Raw genomic sequence first — 19,228 nt, 5'->3', positions numbered from 1 at the left:
CAAAATGCTCCATTTCCTTTCTATTTTTCTTATTTCATAGAGAAATAAAAACTATTTGCACTACATCTTTTAAATATTTCATTAACGAATTTGTCTAAGTCCCCACATGGAATATATAATATTTATTAACCTGCTATCGCATCAGTCTCACAAACACTTTTTCGGCCAAGTCTACTATTTTTTCACTAATGAGGGCTACTTTTATCTTCTTATAAATATTACTTCGTACATACTCTACAACTAAACCCACAAGAAAAATTAAAACTGCGCCTCCCAGTACCTGCAATACCCCTAAAACAACATCTAATGATGTAATGTAGCTAAATGCATTTTTTAATTTTTCATTCCATATAATTATATTGAGTTGAAATAAATAAATTCCAAACGCCAACGGAGATAATCTGCTAATTATTTTTTTACTTACTTTTTTACTTACTTTAATTCTTGAAAATAAAATAACTAAAATTAACGCACTTCCTAATATTGTTGGTGACAGATAATTCGTTAAAGTTATTCTTTCATTACGTACATAGATTTTATCTATCCATGTTATAAAGATGCATATCCCTAACCATATAACTAACTCCCTTGATTTTTTTCTGCTAAATAATTTTATTTTTTTTGTAATAGCTCCTATACAATAAAGAATCATTATCCATAATGCTGAATATCCGTTACCTGTGATAAAAGGATCTGCTATTGTCCCAAGGAGCGAATACAAAAAAAACATTATTATCAGCATTGCCATAGCTTCTTTTTCACTTATTTCAAATATATATTTATCAAATATTGGCATTGCAAAAAATAACGCAACATACGCTGTAAAATACCAATATGTATTTAGCATAACTGGAAAAATACTTTTTAAAATTATTCTAACCCCAATATCAGCCCCACATATTTGCCCAATCAACATAGTTACAATAAACGAATAAAAAAACACTTGTAACCACATATTCACGATTTTAGAATATTTATGTTTTTTATTAGTTGCAACATAGCCACTTATTAGAGCAAATCCATCAACTGCACAATAGCACATTATTTCCATCAGCCAATATACTTTGTACTTTTGTGTTCCTATTATACAAGCATCAAGAACCCCACCTTGACCAAGCACATGTAAAGTACACACCATAAACATAAATACTAATCTTGACAAATCTATTCCATAATTACGTTCTTCATTCATTCTATCGTTCTCTTCTTTTCATAAGGTAATCAACTACGCCATACGGTAATACATCTCTTATTAACCTCTTCACCATAAATCTATTGTTTTTCACCTTTTCTCCACCCATTTTTATCCATTGCTTCATGAGGATCTGCCATGGTTCATAATACAATCCGTTCCAAAATTTGGGATTTCCTGCTGCATGCAAAATTTTAATTTCTTCCCCCCCATGATAATTTTTAGGATGCACACAATATATTTCTGGAGGTATATGCCCTACTTTAATCTTATTTCTTTGAAGCAATATACTTATAACTGCTTCTTCAGCACAAGAAAGGCTATCTGACAATTCCATTGTTAACTGGATACATTCTTCATAAAAATGCTTATAATTTGGAAATGAGTCTTTCAACACAAAAATTCCACAACTTATGCTTAACCCATATAACAAATCTACATCTTTGAGTTCATCCAAATGCGAATATATATTCTCATTAAATTTTTTTATTGTCAATGTATTAGTCATAAATTTTGCTGGATATTCTTTTTGTTCCATTAATTCAGATATATTTTTTAAAATATATACATCATAATCTGTCCACAAGATTGTCTCATATTCATCCAACAGCCTAAAACACTCGTATTTGCAAAACAGCATAAATGTAAAATAATGCCACACCGCTCGTCCAAACTTTCCATCATCTGAAATTGGAAACGTATATTCTATAAATCTACAAGGAAAAATTTTATTTATCCTTATTTGTTCTTCTTCTTCGACCCCGTTATGAAATATAACTATCTCATCTGCCATATCAGGACAATTATTCGCAATTTGCATAATCAATACAGCTATCGCGGGAAACTGGTCTTTGCTTCCTCCTGTTACTATAGCTCTTTTCTTCATCTGATTTCTCCTATTATATACTTTTTCCTTCAATCACTATATTCTTAACATTATGCATACTTACTCTTTCTGATTCTGGAGGTAACTTTTTATAGTCTCCATAAAAGCATGTCAGCCACGTATCGTAATCGCTTGGACATGGATACATTTTATTTTCAAACTCAAGTTCTATGCATCCTTTCTCCAAACATTTCTTAGGAACTTTATATCGTTCATATTGACCATCGCCACTTTGAACGATATAATATCCAGTATTGTCTTTATTTCCTATTAGTTCCAACTTCGCCCTACATTTGCATAATGTTTTTTTAGAAATTATATTCGAAATCTTTCCAAGTACCTTATATAATCTCTTTTTAGTAGTGTCTCGATCTTCCCATAAAATATAGCCACATTTTGCATATAACAGTTTATCTATTACTTTTATACCATACTTTTGACAAATTCTTTTTAGCTTTGTAGCCGGATATGTATCATAAGGAAAAACATCTATAAAAATCCCATCTTCTTGCCCTGTGTTCTCCGTGGCTCTTTCAATAAAATGTGTATGCAACCTTCTCACTTTCACAAATGGGCAGGCATACCCTATATCATTTTCCCATGTTTGCAAATAAAAATTTTTTCCTAATTCTTTTGGAGCCACCGCACAAAATCTATCATAATCCTTCCGCAACATACCTAGATCGATGTCATCATCCCAGGGAATCATTCCTTTATGCCGTACTGCTCCTAATAACGTCCCATAATCTAAAAAAAACTGAATGCCATTTTTTTCACACACTCTCTTTATTTCGTCCAAAATTTCCAGTTGAACATTTATCAATTTTTCTCTGTCCATCTTTTACTTTCCTCTATCCTTTAATAACATTTTTTGCCTCATTATATTTTACGTTCTTTTTATAGCTCCTTTTACCTTCACTTCTAATATCTTATATTCTTTTGTATTATAATTACACATCAACATGATAATATTAGGCAGAACTGCACATATACACATTTTTATTATAAGGACAAGTACAGATTCTGCTTGAATTCGATTACACACATATATGGTTAAAATTCCACTCACAATAAGTACTATACAATACTTAAGCTGTACCAATATATATTCTTTTACATCTAAATCTAACATTTTTTTCAACACCACATGTATTTCAATTCCCCATCCGCATATACCCGCACTTATCATAGTTCCCAAAAAAATTCCTATTACTCCACATAGTTTTCCTAAAGCAATGGAAACTATTAAATTTACTATTCCTTCAACTACCGTTTTATATTTTATGTGACTATATAACCCCCCAGCATCTATATATGCAATTAACACAGCTCTTTGCCCTGCCAAATACACGTTCACACACAATACTAATATAATGCCAAGTGGCAACATGTAATCTCCATACCATAAGCTTATAAAATTAGACAAAAGACATATTAAACATATAGCCCCCCATCCATATAACCAACTTCCTGCTAACACAATACTTTTAAATATATTTCTACAATTTTCCTTCGTTTCTGTCACTAGCTGATTACCTACACTGGCAGTCGTGGATGCGATGGCCTGTCCAAACACATTTCCTATCGCTGATATTATTGTAGAATAATTTCCATAAACTCCAACAAACGAAATGTTGGCGACTTGAGAAAGTAATATATTGTCTGTCGAGTTAATTAATGGAGCTCCTACTTTATTTAATACCAATCCTTTTATATTTTCTTTTATACTCTTTAAATTTTCTTTTGAAACCGGGAATTTTCCTTTTTTCTTCAAATAGGGATATTGATATCTTACAATATGTCGCATAACAAAATTTTCTGTAACAGTCGCGCATAACTGAATAATCAGGTACGCATAATAATCATGAGTTTTTACTAAAACTACAATCTGTCCAATATACATTATGAACTGAATTATATAATGAACTATGTTGAATACATATTTTCTCTGATCTGCAATAATTAAAGCCGAATAATATGAAAAGAAATATGAAACTCCTGTATTAAAAACAAATATAATAAAAGCAAGTCTGACATTTACTTCTATTGCTATATCGCTTGTCAAAGAAGTTATTCCAGGCGTTATTATAATTCCCAATAATAAAATAACTGTACCGACTGCGCAATATATTTTTTTGTATAAATTCATCAAAGATTTAATTGTTGAAACATCATTTTCAGCAATTGGCTTATACAAACTATAGTTTATAGCATTTCCAAAACCTATATCCGCCATTATTAAAAAGCCTAAAATATTTGCATATAAACTATTTAGTCCTAAATATTCACTTCCAAGAACTTTTAAAAAAATTTTTCTTGAAACTAATGTTACTGCCATTATTAATAATTGGCCCAACCAATTTGTCAGAATGTTAACTATCGATCTTTTACTTCTCATATTTTTCCTTTTTATTTGTTCTGTACAAATCTCTTTATCCACTCTTTCTCATTATAAGATTCAACAATCTTCTCTGATAAAGGTTCGTATAATTTTTTTAGGAATGTTTCTATCATTTCTAGATTATTTTCATTTAAAACAAAAACATTGCTCGCTGAGTACAAATCCAATTCTTTTATTTTTTGGTAATTAGTAATTAATTTTTTTGATGCAATCAATGCTTCTACAGGTCTCAATGTTAACCCTTCATTTTCTTTTGTTACCAGATCTAATACAGCTTTACTTTTCTTTACTATTTCTAAATATTGATTATACGGTAGAGTTTCATTATTTTTACATCTATTAAACTCATTCTCATCCATACCAACAACCCAAAAGAAAATTTTGTAACCTTTTTTTTGCAGCCAATTCGCTATTCTTGTTATTTCTTCACCTCTTCCTTTATTGTGTCCACAAAATACAACATCATAAGTTTCTTCTTGCTGTATACCTTTTCTTAAGATATTATACATCTTATCTGAGTAAAAGCTCTTATTATAATTTATCTTATAATTATTACAATCATCTAAATTATAGCTCCAAATTTCCCCTCCACATTTTTTTATCTTCTTTAACATCTTATTTGCTTCAGCCAATGAACTTTGATCCATCAACCGGCCATACAAATAATAAATCACTCTTTTATTACTACATATTTTTTTTATATATTTAAAAGTTTCGCTTGGAACATCCGAGGCAAAAACTATTACTATATCATATTCTTCTATACTTTTTTTCCAATTTCCAAACGAAACTTGCGAAATTAAAGGAATTCTTCGTATTCCTCTTATTATATTTCTTGTTATTTTCCTTTCATATAAATCTTTTACTGTTATAACTATTTCTTTCGAAACATGATTTTGTATTTCAGGATCGCCTGCCCCTCTTAAAACAATTACTTTATACATAAATTTTCCCTCAAATTAGCACTCCACTATTTTCAAATTCACCGCATCTTTTCTTCTATAAGTTCTATATATTTTTTATAACAACTATACTTATCTATCTCTTTATGCATTATACATTGACGATTTATACACATCGCTTCACGAAGCATTGTGCTGTAATCTCCCTTTTCAACTACTACATCTGCCATTTCTACGCTTCCCCCTGTTTTATATGTAATAACAGGAAGTCCACAACTTTTTGCCTCCATATTTACAGTCGGATATGTATCTACATATGTTGGATTCAAAAATACATCAGCGATATTGTATAATTGAACCAGTTCCTCTAAATTTTCTGTTCTAAGAATTCCCGTTATATTAGACGGCAATTGTTTCTGAATTTTCGAAGTAACTCCTACTAATATATAGTTTAGGTTTGGATTTTCATTTGCCATACTTATAAAATCATCCAACCCCTTTTCCTTTGTCCAAACCGATGCAACACCTATTGCTATAGGTTTATTATCTGGAATTTTATATTTTTGCAACAACTGTTTCTTTACATTTTCTTTTTCGCAGGCCGAATATTTTCTAAATATCGTTGTATCTATTCCATTAGGAATAATTACGACAGGATATTCTTTTAAATAAGATTGGCTAACTAGGTTGGCTAGCCATCTCGAAGGAGTTACAATAGTTAAATTATTTACTCCAGTAAATATACTCTTCTTTTCTTTATAATTTTTTGAAGAACGATCTCTAAACTTACTTTTCGGATAAGTATTTAATTCTTTGCATCTTTCGCATTGTACTTTCCATTTTTCACATCCTATATTTTCAAAATGCGCACAATGCCCTGTGAAGGCCCAGCAATCATGTAATGTCCAAATTACAGGCTTATTTTCCTCTTTTAAATATCGAAACAATACCTCAATATTTATATAATACCCATGAAGATTGTGAAGATGAATTAAGTCTGGATCATATTCTTTCATTTTCTTAATTAACTTTTCTGTAGCTCTTTTTGAGCCAAATCCATGTTTATCTAATAACCGTGTAAGAAACACATGGGTATACACCTCCCATTTAGACCCTATTTTTACTGTATTAAGAGTTGGAGCTGCATTTCCTCTTCCATAGACAATCAAACATTCATGTCCCCGTTCTTCCAAATCTTGATACAAATCTACTACAATACGCCCCGTACTTCCGTATCCACATACTACATTAATCTCTACTATTTTCATATCGTTTTTCCATTTTCAAACACATATACACTTTAATTTCATATCTGACTATTCAAAAAATTATCCATTATATTTAACAATTCTGGTCGTCCAAAATATTTTTCATAATATTTTCTAGCATTCTTTTTCATCGTCATTCGTTCTTCCATAGTCTTACCCCGCAACTCTTGCGTTAGATTCGACAATGCTTCTGCATTTCTAAGCTTACTCACTACTCCACATTTAGCCTCACTAATCACCCTCGCTGTCTCCCCACCTGCAGCCGCAATAATCGGCATCCCACAAGCCATATATGACTGCAATTTTGCCGGAATTGTCATCTGAAACAATTCATTATCTGTAAAGGAAAGAAATGCCGCATCGCAGTTTGCCAGATACTGAGGTATCTCTTCCGGATTTTTCCTCCCCAAAAGATGAAACATTCCTCTCACACCACATTCATCTATCTTCTTTTCCAATTCTGGTCGAAAACGTCCGTCACCCACAATATAAAAACTACAATTAACTTTTCTTTTTCTCAGCAGTTCAGCCGTCTGCGGCAGGATATCAAGTCCTTGAGCATAACCGATGTTCCCGGTAAAAATGATCTTAAAACTATCATCATTTAAAATTTCAGCCATAGGTTTCGGCTTTACCGGATGATAAAATTCTTCTGCATACTGTGGCCAGTAAACCACCTTACTTTTTCCGTCTGACCAAGCACTTTTTCTTTCTTCTATTCTCTTAACAAAACTGGGAGACGTAGCAAATATATGTTGACAGTTTCGATAAATATAATCTGTCATTTTACTGATCGCACCTAAAATCTTTTTACTATGAATCCCCGTAACTACCTCTACATTTTCAGGCCAAAGATCCTGTACATAGATAAGACACGGGATCTTCTTTTTCTTAGCATACCACACTCCCGGAAGTGCCTGCGTCATCGGTGACACTTCAAAAATGAACACTTTATCCGCTTTTACTCTCGTAAAAAGGCTCCAGATTCCACCTGAAATGACAAACGACAGGTAATTCAATGCCAGCATCAAACTTCCGTGGCTACGAGGAATCAATGGAAGTCGTATTACATGTATCCCCTGATGTTCTTCTCGCGTTTTTCTAAACCAACTATACCCGGGATAGAACTTTCCCTGCGGATAATTCGGAATTCCGGTTACTACTGTTACCTCATATCCTCGTTTTACCCACTCGGCACACAAATCATTGATTCGGAACTGTTCCGGATAAAAATATTGACTAATTACAAGTAATTTTTTCTTTGTATTACTCATGCCTCTATACTCTCTGTCTTTTTCACAGACTCTTCCAGCCCATTGATACGATAGTTTTCCTTGTATTCACTCATCTCTTTCTCATATACCAGATTCCCAAATGCCTTATTAATCATATTGCCGGCTTTACCGGATGTTTTTCCCAGTATACGAAGTGCTGGATTGAATATCTTTGTCAAATGAATGTTCTTTCCGTATGCTGAACCTATCAATTGAACCATATGGCTGGTCTGTACATAGTCCTGGTTCTGTGGAAAAAAGATCCCACTCTCTTCATTTTGTATCATCAAACGCACAAACTCGCATAGATTTTCTATATGAAGCATGCTCCGCTCATTTTTAACTTCAGGAAACACCGGAAGTTTTCTTGCCATCTTCGCCAACACAGAATAGTTTCCCTTAGAACCTTTTCCGTAAATCATAGGCGGCCTCAAAATAACTACCTTAAACTTCTCATCTGACAGCTTTTGCAGCCCTTCTTCTGCCTTCACTTTACTGTCTCCATAAAAATTAGCCGGACTGAATGGAGTCTGTCTGGTAATAACACGTTTTTTTCCAATCCCAGCACTTTCCCCGTATACAATGATGCTGCTCATAAACACAAATTGGCGAACGCCTTCCGCCTTCGCCTTTTTTGCACATTCTATTGTCAGTTCACTATTTACCTGATAATAAAGTTTTTTCTGTTCTTCCGTCACTTTTCCTACATCTGCATGTGCAATACCTGCCACATGGAAGATCGAATCGTAACCCTGGAAGGATTTTTCTTTCCAACTCTGACCTTTCATATCCACTGTCTCTATTTCCATGGATCGGTCATGTTCTCTGACCCACTTTTCAAAGCTGGTTCCGATATAACTGTTTGCTCCGGTAATCAGTACACGTTTCATTTCTTCATGCTCCCTGTTCCACCTTCTACCACGCCGTCATGCTTTGCCACAGAAAAAATGGTTTCCACAAAGCAACGAAGATCAAATAGAAAACTCATTTTTTTCACATATTCTCCATCCAATCTTGCCTTTACTGGAATCTCCAGTTCATCTCTTCCATTAATCTGAGCCCATCCGGTCAACCCTGGCAATACATCATTGGCGCCGTATTTATCCCTCTCGGCAATCAAGTCATACTGATTCCAGAGAGCTGGTCTCGGACCAATGACCGCCATATCTCCGCGAAAGATATTAATAATCTGCGGCAATTCATCTAAGCTCGTTTTTCTCAGGAACTTTCCTGTCTTAGTAATCCACTGTTCTGGATCCTTTAACATGTGGGTCGGCATATCTTTCGGTGTATCAATTCGCATGGTACGAAATTTCAGTATCTGAAAATATGTTTTATGAATTCCCACTCTCTTTTGCCGGAAGAAAATCGGGCCTGGAGTATCCAGTTTAATCGCTATACATAAAACCAAAAATATTGGCGATAATACAATCAATCCAGCAAGCGCTAACAATATATCTATTCCTCTTTTTATATATCTCTTATACATATATTCCTTTACTTTAAAACAATTCTTTTAACATATATTTGCTTTTCTCTGAGGCACTTTTTTCAATTCTAAATCCCATGTATTTATAAAAAGAGATTGCACTAACATTCTCATTCAAGACTTCTAAACGAAGCACTCTCATTTTCCGTTCCTTTGCACACTCCACACATGCCATCAGCAGCTCTGTACCTACATGATATCTCCGATATTTTTCTATAACTCCTATCATCGTAACATAAGCACTTCGAGTTACTATATCATTTGTATAAACAGCAGCATATCCCGCTATCTCTGTATTTATATATGCGCAAAAAAAATCCGCATTATTTAAAATTTTATTTAAGATCACTTTATAATTATCTCTTTTAGTTATCCCCTCTTTGAATGCTTCATCGCATAGTTCTATCACATATTGTTTTTCTGCTGCTATTGTTACTTTCTTTATTAATATCTCCATTTTACAACCAATTGCCCTTTTAGTTACATCTCAATTTTCTAGTTCTATACTCAACCACTCTTTTACCTTAGACATAACATCATTCAGTTCTTCTCTGCTATCAAAGCGCAAAAACATATCACCTAATGACATATTTGCACCCGTAAATGGTTTTACGACATCTCCAATTTTCACAGACATGTCAACTACTTTTACATACTTTCTATTGATTTCTGGGTCTATTTTTATTTCCTTTAACATACCACTTTCTCCAGGCCTAGCATGAATAACCGTTTCACACCAATATCCGTTACACTCTTTTTGAGTAATTTCACATACTGGCATTCCTACTGCTTTTCGTACCTCTGCCTCTATTAAATCTACATCAAACGCCAGTTTCTGGAGCTCAGCAATTTTACATCCACCACCTCTTGGTGACACTTCCATCAAATAGGGTTTTCCATCACTCCCAACACACGTCTCTATATTATAAATTCCCGTTTTTACATCTAACAATTTCATAAGACGCTGAGTTTCATTTGTTAATATATTCTGATACTCTTTTTTCATAGACGATGGCCATATGATCTGAGCTGGTGTATACGGATTTTCCGCTTCCGGATCAAATAATTGGTCTGAATATGTTACAAACTTTAATTCTCCATCAACGGTAAATGGATCAGCACTAGAATGGTATCCATAAAAAGTTAAAAAATCTTCTATAATGAATGCTCCATTATGTGACTCTGCTATGGCAATATCTATTGCTTCCTCTAATTTAGACAGTTCCTCTACTTTTGTTACTCCTTTACTTCCAGCTGAATCAACCGGCTTTACAATCACAGGCCATTTAAAAAAATCAAGTTCTTTATACGGAGCTTTTTTATCTGTATATCTTTTTGCATTTGGTACATTAAAATTGTTGTCCGCTAAAAATTTTCTGAATTTCCCTTTATCTTGTAATATGTCAGCTGCTTTGTATGAGCATTGAAATGGGAGCCCCATTTTTTCTGCAATATAAGCTGCCGTAACAACACCTGGATCACATGCAAATGAGATTATTCCATCTATTCCTATTTCTTCTGCCACATGTAACGTTGCTTCCTTATCTATAATACTAACATTGTGATATTCATCTGAATATTTATGTGCTATGTTATCTGGTAAATAGTCGCATGTTATTACATATATGCCCAACTTATGAGCTGTTTCGATAACTGGAATTATATATCTGGAACCACCTAAAATCATTAACTTTTTCATATCCGTTCTCCTTATCCTGTTTTTATCTCATGCTTTTGCTCTTTGTGCTATTATCTTACATATTTTTTTCACATCTGCTTCAGATAACTCCGCATATAAAGGCAATGTTAAAACTTCATTAGATACCGATAAAGCCACTGGTGTTTTTTCTACATCAAATTTATCTCGATAACATTCAAACGAATTTGTTAATGGATAGAAATATTTTCTGGAAAACACTCCATGTTCTTTCAGATATAAATATAATGCATCCCTGGACATACCAAATTCATTTTCATTTATCCGAATTGGAAAATACGCATAATTGCTCTCAACATTTTCCTGCTGTTGCGGTAAATATAATCCCTTTATGCCTTTTAATTGCTCTATATAAATATCATGTGCTATTTTCCGTTTTGCAATTTCTTCATCAAGATGGCGTAAATTACAAATTCCCATTGCTGCCTGAAATTCGTTCATCTTAGCATTCGCACCTACAGCATCTACGACTTCTTCATTCCTTATACCAAAATTTTTTATTCTGTACAAATCTAATCCATAATCATCTGACTCAAAACAAACTGCTCCACCTTCAATCGTATTGTATACTTTTGTAGCGTGAAAACTAAACATAGCTGCATCTCCATAGACCGCCGCGCTTTTTCCCTTATACTTGACACCAAATGCGTGTGCTGCATCATAAATAACCTTTAAATCATATTTACGCGCCAATTTTTCTATTCTTTCAACGTCACACATATTTCCATAAACATGTACCGGTATAATAGCGGATGTTTTATCTGTAATAAGTGTTTCTATTTTATCTACATCTATTGTATAATCTTTTTCGTTAATATCACAAAAAACCGGTGTCAAACCGTTCCTTACAATTGCATGTGTTGTCGATGCAAATGTAAACGGTGTCGTAATTACTTCGCCAGATAAATTCATTGCTTGAATAGCCATTTCAAGAGCCATATGACCATTGCAGAACAAAGATATTCCATTCACTCCTAAATATTTTTTCAACTGTTCTTCTAAAGTTTTATGTTTTATTCCCATATTAGTTAACCAATGGGACTCCCATAATTCTTTAATTTCCTCTACATACTCTTCAAAACTCGGCATTGACGATCTCGTAACTGGAATATCCATAGCATTCTCCTCTATTTGTTCTGTTTTTTTCTTACATAAGTCGGTACAATTTCCTGTATTTTATCCCGAATATCTATATAATCTTCATTAGCCAGCTCATATATCTCGTCTAATTTCTTTCGAAACCACTCTTCATCAAAGTCAATGGGTTTTCCGATATGAATCAGCTTATTCTCCGTCTCCTGCAGTCCTTCTTCACTCATCAAAAGTTCTTCATAAAGTTTCTCACCCGGACGCAGTCCAGTAAATTCGATAGGAATCTCATCATAAGGCTTGTACCCGGACAGCTTAATCAAGTTCACTGCCAGATCCAGAATCTTTACAGGCTCCCCCATATCCAACACAAAGATTTCTCCGCCTTTTGCCAGAGCTCCTGCCTGAAGCACCAGAGAAACCGCTTCCGGTATGGTCATAAAATAACGAATAATATCCGGATGCGTTACAGTGACAGGCCCCCCCTGTTCAATCTGTTTCTTGAACAGAGGAATGACACTTCCATTACTGCCCAGTACATTTCCGAAGCGAACCGCCACAAAGTCTGTCTTAGAGCGGCTGTTCATCATCTGAATTACCATCTCACACATACGCTTGGACGCACCCATGACATTGGTGGGATTTACTGCCTTATCTGTGGAAATCAGCACGAAACGCTTTACACCATACTTGTCCGCTGCCTGAGCTGTCTTGTAAGTTCCAAATACATTATTCTTGATAGCCTCATTGGGGCTGTCCTCCATGAGGGGTACATGCTTATGCGCGGCCGCATGGTACACGATTTCCGGACGATAGGTTTCAAATATCGTATTAATACGATGGGTGTTCCGTACAGAAGCAATCAGTACTACCAAATCCAGGTTCGGATACTTTCGCTTCAATTCCTGCTGGATGTCATAAGCGTTATTTTCATAGATATCTACGATAATCAACTGCTTCGGATCATGTGCAGCTATCTGACGGCAAAGCTCACTTCCAATAGAACCACCTCCGCCTGTAACCAGTACCACCTTACCCTGAACATATCCCATGACGGATTCTACCTGTAACTTGATAGGTTCACGTCCCAACAAATCCTCAATTTCTACTTTACGCAGCCGTGAAACGCTGACTTCCCCATTGATCATCTGATACAAGCCCGGCAGGACGCGTAACTGACAATCTGTCTTCTGGCAGATCTGCAGAATTGCACTCACTTCCTTTTGGGATACCGAAGGAAGTGCTACTATGATTTCATCAATATCCAACTCATGGGCCAGATAGGGAATATCCTCTCTTGTTCCCATGATCTTCACACCACGGATATATTTGCCTACCTTTGACGTATTATCGTCCACCACACAGCAGACTTTCTGATCCAGATAGCGGCTATTCTGAAACTCCTTGATAATCATAGCGCCCGCTTCTCCACCACCGACTACCATAGTATTCTTCCGCTTGTCTCTCTGTAATCCCAGCCGCCTTTCCTGGAACATGCGTAGAATTCGATATGTGAATCGTAAACATCCAATCCCTGCGATCAGAAGCACATATTTCATCATATAATAGCTGACCGGCATCCGCATTCCCAGAATCGCCATCAAAATTATCTGCACCAGAATACTACCCGAACAAGCTCCAATGACATTCAAAAGCTCTGTAGTACTTGCAAACCTCCAAACACTACGATACAACTTAAACGCCACAAAAATCAATAACGTTAAGATCAGATTTGTCGGCAGATAATATAGTTCATAATCTACATACGTCATATCCATTTTACTGAAACTAAAATCAAAACGGACATATAATGCTAAAAAGCCTGAAATTGTAATAATTAGTATATCAAGCACCACCAGTAGCGCAATGCGATTCTTTGGTGCATTTTTTTCAATAAATCTCTCCAAACTCATGGTTTCATCCTCACAGGTTATAGAATTACACATACAATTTTATTATAACACTTATGAAATAGAGTGTAAAGATACTGTAAATCTCTTACATTATTCGTTGTAAATTCATTCCATTTCATTCATCTCTATTCGCATTCTTCCTTATTTCTTCGACTACTATATGCTGAACATGTAAAGAATCCTTACAAGTTCAAAATTTATTTTATTTGACCTTATTTTATATAAAAAATTATCTAAAATATTAATTGTATAAAATTATTTCGTCTCCGTATCATTATCTGGCGCTGATTTTTCATTGACGTTCTCTTCCTTTTTATATTCAACAATCTTTAAATTCCGCTTCGCCACATATCCTTCTTTCGTCTCGCCGTTCTCATCTGTAAAAGTAATTTTATAATAATAATTTGTATTTTCGACAATTATTGCTTCAATATTTTCTTGAATTTGTCCAACTATCCTTGCTCCCTTTTCCGGAAGTTCTTTTACATTACTAACAACATATGTAGTTACTGGCATACCTATTTTTTCTGTGAAATATGGTTGTAAAAAATTTGCATATATAAAACATATCAATTGCCAAGCAATAAAAAATTGCACTTTTTTCTTTTCTGACCATTCGGAAACTCTTGTTTGAAACCCTTTCGGGTTAGTTACCTGTTCAGATAACGCCTCTCGCATCTCTTCTTCTGTAAATAAATCACTTTTTCCAATTTTCTCTTCATCCTCACCTCGAACCACATCATATGCCGCTCCAATAATTTCCAAAAAAGATGTTGATTCAGATATTATATTCGCAAACACAGTCGAAAAATCTATTTGTTGTAGCTGTCTCAATTGCTCTGTTGCAATATTTTTTGAAATTTTGTTCATTGATTCCGCCATTGCTCTGGCTGATTTTGAAATATCAATTTTCTCATATTCTTTAAATGACTCCACTAGTGATTCCATAGTATTTTTTATCAAATCAGAAAACATACTATTAGTTAAATAGGCTGTATTTATTTTCACATATGAATTCATTGTTTTTCGCATTACTTCTGTTAATTCAAACATCCTATCCTGCGAATATTTTGCATTACTTTTCATTATTTCATTTACAGTTACTGCTAACGAGTTAGATAACCTCTTAGATGCCTCTAGCATTTTAGTCATTGACTTTTCTATTGTAGCAGACGATGTATCTACTTTAATAGTATTTTTCAATATTAACGCCTCTTTTCTTTTGCTTGGCCAATATTATAACCTGACAGATTAAGAAAGTGCCTGCATTCAATTCTTTGCCCCATGACATTGAATCTAATTTACAGCCATTTCCCCATATTATTTCTACTTTATTTCTAGAATTTGTTCTTCTGATTCTGCATTTACAAGCGCAAATGACAATTGTTCCCCGTCAAAAATCATCTCTATTTTCTGTTTTCGAAGCAAAAGTATGTTATTCATTAATATCCGAAGAATTCCCACATCGACACTTTTTATCTCATCCTTATAAGAAACTATAATCTCAGATATTGCCTGTATAAACACTATCCTTTGCTTCTCTGGATATTTTTCAACATCCGATAACAATCTATCCCATAATAAATATAATTTTTTCTTAGTCCCTTCATCAGCTTTCGAGATTTCTAAAGACAAATAATCAATCACATTCTTAGTAACAGATATTAAACATCCCTTATCTAATAGACTTTTTGTATACCCAAGTAACCTTTCACCACTTATTTCTTGAATAACCAGCCAGTCTGGAATGGTAATAACATTTAACTTAAGCTCTTCATCCATTGATAAAGAATTTAATATCGCTTCAACCGCTATAAGAGAATATCCTTCATTATGATGTACGAAAGATATTGCATCATAATCACATATCCCGAATACGTCTTTAATATCATGTCCGCCAAAAATTTCCTCTAATAGATCACTATCATTTGTAATAACAGGTATTGCCTCACAATATTTTTTAAAGCTTCCCGCTTCTTTTAACCAATACTCTTTTCCAGTATCATCCACTTGATTCAAAAAAAGATTTCCATCTATCATTCCTAAAGAAGCAACAGTTTCTCTATCATATTCTTTGATAATTTCCGCAGAATCAGAAATGGCTTGAACTAATGTCGACTCCATAATAACTCCACCTGCTTCACGAATACTTTCTGCCGGAAACCCGATCTTATACAAAGTAACTAGAGCAGCAAATGAAACAACGCCTTTTTTTGTTTGCCTGAATGTACTAATCTTCTCCCGCACAAAATAATTTGGGGAATCAAGAATCATATCTACAAACTGAAAATATGATAACCGGGTAAATTGTTTATATGCATACAACGGAAGCGGAACATATTGAAGGTTATTATATTGTTCAAGCCAATCATACGCATTTCTTTCATTCGGTGTTTTTTGACCAAGCATTTCTGTAAGGGTAGAAATATCCATCTCTCCGTCCTTCAATGGTATTGATATCTCCTTTGCAACACCATTTTGTATCATCTTGGCCATACATGTTCTAAACAGATAACAATCTAATGTCATTATTTCCACAATTTCGTATAGCTCATTTTCAATTATAATTTGACTACCTCTGTGTTTTCTCAGATACCCTAACCTAGCAGCATCGTCAATATGTACATGATAATCATTATTCCACACATATGGAGAACTTGGTAAAATACTATCTTTATATATACATAGCCACCGATGCCCACCATCAACTTTTTTACAATACACTGCTGTATCAGCATCCACTCCAGCTAAAGTTACTGTTTCGTTATTATGAGCACTTGTTGAAATGGAAATATATTGACAATAAACAGAAACATCCCCTTCTTTTTCCATCAATATAGCTCTTATGTTTTCACACTTTGCTTTAGATATATTCCCATCCTTCAAATAGCAGGCTGCCACCAACATATGAAGCCTTGATGTATCCGCTTTCAATGCCGCATCTACTATATTCTTACTCACATTTCGTCTATTACACAGTAACAAAGTAATTAAAGAATCTATAACAAATGCATCTTCTTGGTTCTCATCGAACGAAGCCCTATACCACTTCAATGCCTCAATCTCATTTTCTTTACTTTGCTGAATGATAGCTTTATATTTTTTGATCTGATAATTCGTTCCACCAATTCTTTCATGCTTTGCTATATATAATTCTGCAAGTGCATATTCTTGATAATTTAAAAGACGCTCAATTATTAAATACTCAGAATTATAAAATAAGCTTGTCATTTTTCCTTTTTGACATGCCTCAACAAACTCCTCCCGAGTTTTTTTTGAAGTATCTATATTCAGTAATTCATTCCAATACTCGTATGTCTGATTTAATTTATCAGAATGTTTTCTCAATTGTTTTTCCCGCTCGTTCTGAAATCCCAGCGCTTGTAATGCGCCCTGATACATAAAGAATAACGGCCAATCTTTTTCAAAAATATCTTCATGTTTTCTACAAAATTCTATCAACTCCCGTTCATTTCTACGTAACGAAAAATAGTTATTAAGTAACCAAAAAGTTTCATTTTGTACAGAATATGAATATACTTCCGCTAATTCTACTTCATTTTTTTCAATCTTTATTTCATACATATAATCTGAAAGAGGACGCTCCTTTGCTAATTCAATCGGGATCGATTGCTCTGCTTTATCTACCTTATTTATGAATAAATAAGCTTTTACCAAAACAGAATAGTAAACCGTTCGAAGTTCTTTACACAAGCCATCATAAATGTTTTGATATTGCTGTATATACTCCACCAGCTCATTTAGTCCCGCATATTTTCCATCAATAACATCTCCACCGATAAGACTATCCACTCTCTTATCCGCTATTAAGAGCTCCGTTAACCATGTTTGATTTCCATTTTCCAGTTCTTCCATGGCCAGATGCACGGTTCTGATCTGTCTCTTATATAAAGATATAATAGCAATCTGCTTTACAAGCTGTTCCTCTTCATAAAGTAATTTTTTATTGAAAGTAAGGTTATGAATCTCAACCCCTTCTTCAAACGTAATCTTCTCCAAAAAAATATCTGTATAATCATCATTTACCAAACCATAGATAATACCTTTCAGTGAACTTGCAGATGAAAACTCATACAAACAATCTAACTGTTCTTTTCTATAAACAAGTATAGGAAGTGCCGTTCTAACAGCGATATCTCTAATATCTGCATTGGAAATACCCCCTATTTTTCGCACCGCATCTGTGCATTTTTCTGAACAGAATATATGCAACAAGCACTCGTAAAAGACTGCCAAATCATCAGATTTATCCTCAATTGCTTTTGCAAGACTATTGTATTCCAGGAAACGGCCTTCAACTAATTCCTCTGATAGCAAATATGCTATCTTTGCTGCTTTAGTATCACTAATCTTTCCTTTTTCTTTAATCGCTTTAAGGATTTCCTTATCATTTGCCAAACTCTTATCCCTAAACTCCTCCATTGACTCCCTTAATTCCGTAAGATTAGCCAAGTATACTGCCACTGCGTGACGCTGTCCCGCAGAAAGTTTATTTCGATAATAATTCTCTACTTTTTCCGTCGTAATATGATACAGATCACGTACTATACGTTCTTCATTATTTGTAAATAAAATATTTTCCGCTACAGCAATTTCTCTAGCCTTTTTAATCTCATCCCTAAGGAACTCTTTTTCTGTCTTTTCAAGTTTAGTTGTCACCGCCCTCTCAATCACTCTTTGTAAAAATTCTGTATTTCTAATAAAATATTCGAAGGCACTCGAGTCGAGATAACTGCATTCATTTTTTCCACAAAAATTACGGATATCTTCTCTAATACCTTTAAGTAACTCATTCAAGCGCCGTTTATCTATCCAATTCTTTATTCCAGAACTGGTGATGTCATATATAAAGCTTTCTAATATGGCACTTAACAACTCCACTATCATCACATCACCTCCTCATTTTAATACTTTATAAAATATAATTTTATAAGCGATTACCAATTTCGTTTAATAATCTTAAAATATATACCCTCTCTTGCTCTATTAATTATCAATTTCACAAAGATCACATTTACTTTTCAATTTACTTCACTGACTAACTTTATTTTCCATATCATACTGTCATATCATCTT

General features: G+C 34.1%; 15 protein-coding genes. All 15 read right to left on the bottom strand.

The window, feature by feature from the left end; genetic code table 11:
• Nucleotides 1–133: 133 nt before the first annotated feature.
• Nucleotides 134–1,192: an acyltransferase family protein gene (locus tag H8S44_RS02890; protein ID WP_186873340.1), complete on the bottom strand. Its 1,059-nt coding sequence runs from the start codon at nt 1,190–1,192 to the stop codon at nt 134–136.
• Nucleotide 1,193: 1 nt separating this feature from the next.
• Nucleotides 1,194–2,078: a glycosyltransferase gene (locus H8S44_RS02885; RefSeq protein WP_186873341.1), complete on the bottom strand. Its 885-nt coding sequence runs from the start codon at nt 2,076–2,078 to the stop codon at nt 1,194–1,196.
• A 13-nt stretch (nt 2,079–2,091) separates the two neighbouring features.
• Nucleotides 2,092–2,916, bottom strand: coding sequence for a LicD family protein (locus tag H8S44_RS02880; RefSeq protein ID WP_186873342.1), 825 nt, complete (start codon nt 2,914–2,916; stop codon nt 2,092–2,094).
• Between the two features lie 48 nt (nt 2,917–2,964).
• On the bottom strand, nt 2,965–4,518 hold the full coding sequence (locus H8S44_RS02875; protein WP_186873343.1) for a lipopolysaccharide biosynthesis protein: 1,554 nt from the start codon (nt 4,516–4,518) through the stop codon (nt 2,965–2,967).
• Nucleotides 4,488–5,423, bottom strand: a complete 936-nt coding sequence (locus H8S44_RS02870; protein WP_186873344.1) for an HAD family hydrolase — start codon at nt 5,421–5,423, stop codon at nt 4,488–4,490. Before H8S44_RS02870 ends, H8S44_RS02875 begins: the two co-directional genes overlap by 31 nt.
• A 38-nt stretch (nt 5,424–5,461) precedes the next feature.
• Complete coding sequence (locus H8S44_RS02865) at nt 5,462–6,649, bottom strand: glycosyltransferase (RefSeq protein ID WP_186873345.1); 1,188 nt, start codon at nt 6,647–6,649, stop codon at nt 5,462–5,464.
• A 38-nt stretch (nt 6,650–6,687) separates the two neighbouring features.
• Nucleotides 6,688–7,923, bottom strand: coding sequence for a glycosyltransferase family 4 protein (locus H8S44_RS02860; protein ID WP_186873346.1), 1,236 nt, complete (start codon nt 7,921–7,923; stop codon nt 6,688–6,690).
• Entirely contained in the window at nt 7,920–8,813 is an 894-nt protein-coding gene (locus H8S44_RS02855; RefSeq protein ID WP_186873347.1) for an NAD-dependent epimerase/dehydratase family protein, read from the bottom strand. Before H8S44_RS02855 ends, H8S44_RS02860 begins: the two co-directional genes overlap by 4 nt.
• Nucleotides 8,810–9,412, bottom strand: coding sequence for a sugar transferase (locus tag H8S44_RS02850; RefSeq protein WP_186873348.1), 603 nt, complete (start codon nt 9,410–9,412; stop codon nt 8,810–8,812). Before H8S44_RS02850 ends, H8S44_RS02855 begins: the two co-directional genes overlap by 4 nt.
• 13 nt (nt 9,413–9,425) lie before the next feature.
• Complete coding sequence (locus tag H8S44_RS02845) at nt 9,426–9,869, bottom strand: GNAT family N-acetyltransferase (RefSeq protein WP_186873349.1); 444 nt, start codon at nt 9,867–9,869, stop codon at nt 9,426–9,428.
• Between the two features lie 30 nt (nt 9,870–9,899).
• Nucleotides 9,900–11,111: an ATP-grasp domain-containing protein gene (locus tag H8S44_RS02840; RefSeq protein WP_186873350.1), complete on the bottom strand. Its 1,212-nt coding sequence runs from the start codon at nt 11,109–11,111 to the stop codon at nt 9,900–9,902.
• Nucleotides 11,112–11,138: 27 nt separating this feature from the next.
• Nucleotides 11,139–12,245 carry a DegT/DnrJ/EryC1/StrS family aminotransferase gene (locus tag H8S44_RS02835; RefSeq protein ID WP_186873351.1) on the bottom strand — a complete coding sequence of 369 codons (1,107 nt, stop codon included), beginning with the start codon at nt 12,243–12,245 and terminating at the stop codon, nt 11,139–11,141.
• 11 nt (nt 12,246–12,256) lie between these two features.
• Entirely contained in the window at nt 12,257–14,131 is a 1,875-nt protein-coding gene (locus tag H8S44_RS02830) for a polysaccharide biosynthesis protein (protein WP_186873352.1), read from the bottom strand.
• 255 nt (nt 14,132–14,386) lie between these two features.
• Nucleotides 14,387–15,334 carry an SH3 domain-containing protein gene (locus tag H8S44_RS02825; RefSeq protein WP_186873353.1) on the bottom strand — a complete coding sequence of 316 codons (948 nt, stop codon included), beginning with the start codon at nt 15,332–15,334 and terminating at the stop codon, nt 14,387–14,389.
• 123 nt (nt 15,335–15,457) lie between these two features.
• Nucleotides 15,458–19,039: a hypothetical protein gene (locus H8S44_RS02820; protein ID WP_186873354.1), complete on the bottom strand. Its 3,582-nt coding sequence runs from the start codon at nt 19,037–19,039 to the stop codon at nt 15,458–15,460.
• Between the last annotated feature and the right edge of the window lie 189 nt (nt 19,040–19,228).

The sequence above is a fragment of the Anaerosacchariphilus hominis genome, assembly GCF_014290175.1.
GTDB classification, from domain to species: domain Bacteria; phylum Bacillota; class Clostridia; order Lachnospirales; family Lachnospiraceae; genus Laedolimicola; species Laedolimicola hominis.
Note: the sequence above shows the minus strand (reverse complement) of the source record. Positions and strands in the feature narration are given on the sequence as shown.

Excerpts from the sequence above, each read along its gene's own strand:
- H8S44_RS02845 (WP_186873349.1), bottom strand. The coding sequence starts at position 9,869 with ATGGAGATATTAATAAAGAAAGTAACAATAGCAGCAGAAAAACAATAT.
- H8S44_RS02860 (WP_186873346.1), bottom strand. The coding sequence starts at position 7,923 with ATGAGTAATACAAAGAAAAAATTACTTGTAATTAGTCAATATTTTTAT.
- H8S44_RS02835 (WP_186873351.1), bottom strand. The coding sequence starts at position 12,245 with ATGGATATTCCAGTTACGAGATCGTCAATGCCGAGTTTTGAAGAGTAT.
- H8S44_RS02870 (WP_186873344.1), bottom strand. The coding sequence starts at position 5,423 with ATGTATAAAGTAATTGTTTTAAGAGGGGCAGGCGATCCTGAAATACAA.
- H8S44_RS02850 (WP_186873348.1), bottom strand. The coding sequence starts at position 9,412 with ATGTATAAGAGATATATAAAAAGAGGAATAGATATATTGTTAGCGCTT.
- H8S44_RS02855 (WP_186873347.1), bottom strand. The coding sequence starts at position 8,813 with ATGAAACGTGTACTGATTACCGGAGCAAACAGTTATATCGGAACCAGC.
- H8S44_RS02885 (WP_186873341.1), bottom strand. The coding sequence starts at position 2,078 with ATGAAGAAAAGAGCTATAGTAACAGGAGGAAGCAAAGACCAGTTTCCC.
- H8S44_RS02890 (WP_186873340.1), bottom strand. The coding sequence starts at position 1,192 with ATGAATGAAGAACGTAATTATGGAATAGATTTGTCAAGATTAGTATTT.
- H8S44_RS02840 (WP_186873350.1), bottom strand. The coding sequence starts at position 11,111 with ATGAAAAAGTTAATGATTTTAGGTGGTTCCAGATATATAATTCCAGTT.
- H8S44_RS02820 (WP_186873354.1), bottom strand. The coding sequence starts at position 19,039 with ATGATAGTGGAGTTGTTAAGTGCCATATTAGAAAGCTTTATATATGAC.
- H8S44_RS02880 (WP_186873342.1), bottom strand. The coding sequence starts at position 2,916 with ATGGACAGAGAAAAATTGATAAATGTTCAACTGGAAATTTTGGACGAA.
- H8S44_RS02865 (WP_186873345.1), bottom strand. The coding sequence starts at position 6,649 with ATGAAAATAGTAGAGATTAATGTAGTATGTGGATACGGAAGTACGGGG.
- H8S44_RS02830 (WP_186873352.1), bottom strand. The coding sequence starts at position 14,131 with ATGAGTTTGGAGAGATTTATTGAAAAAAATGCACCAAAGAATCGCATT.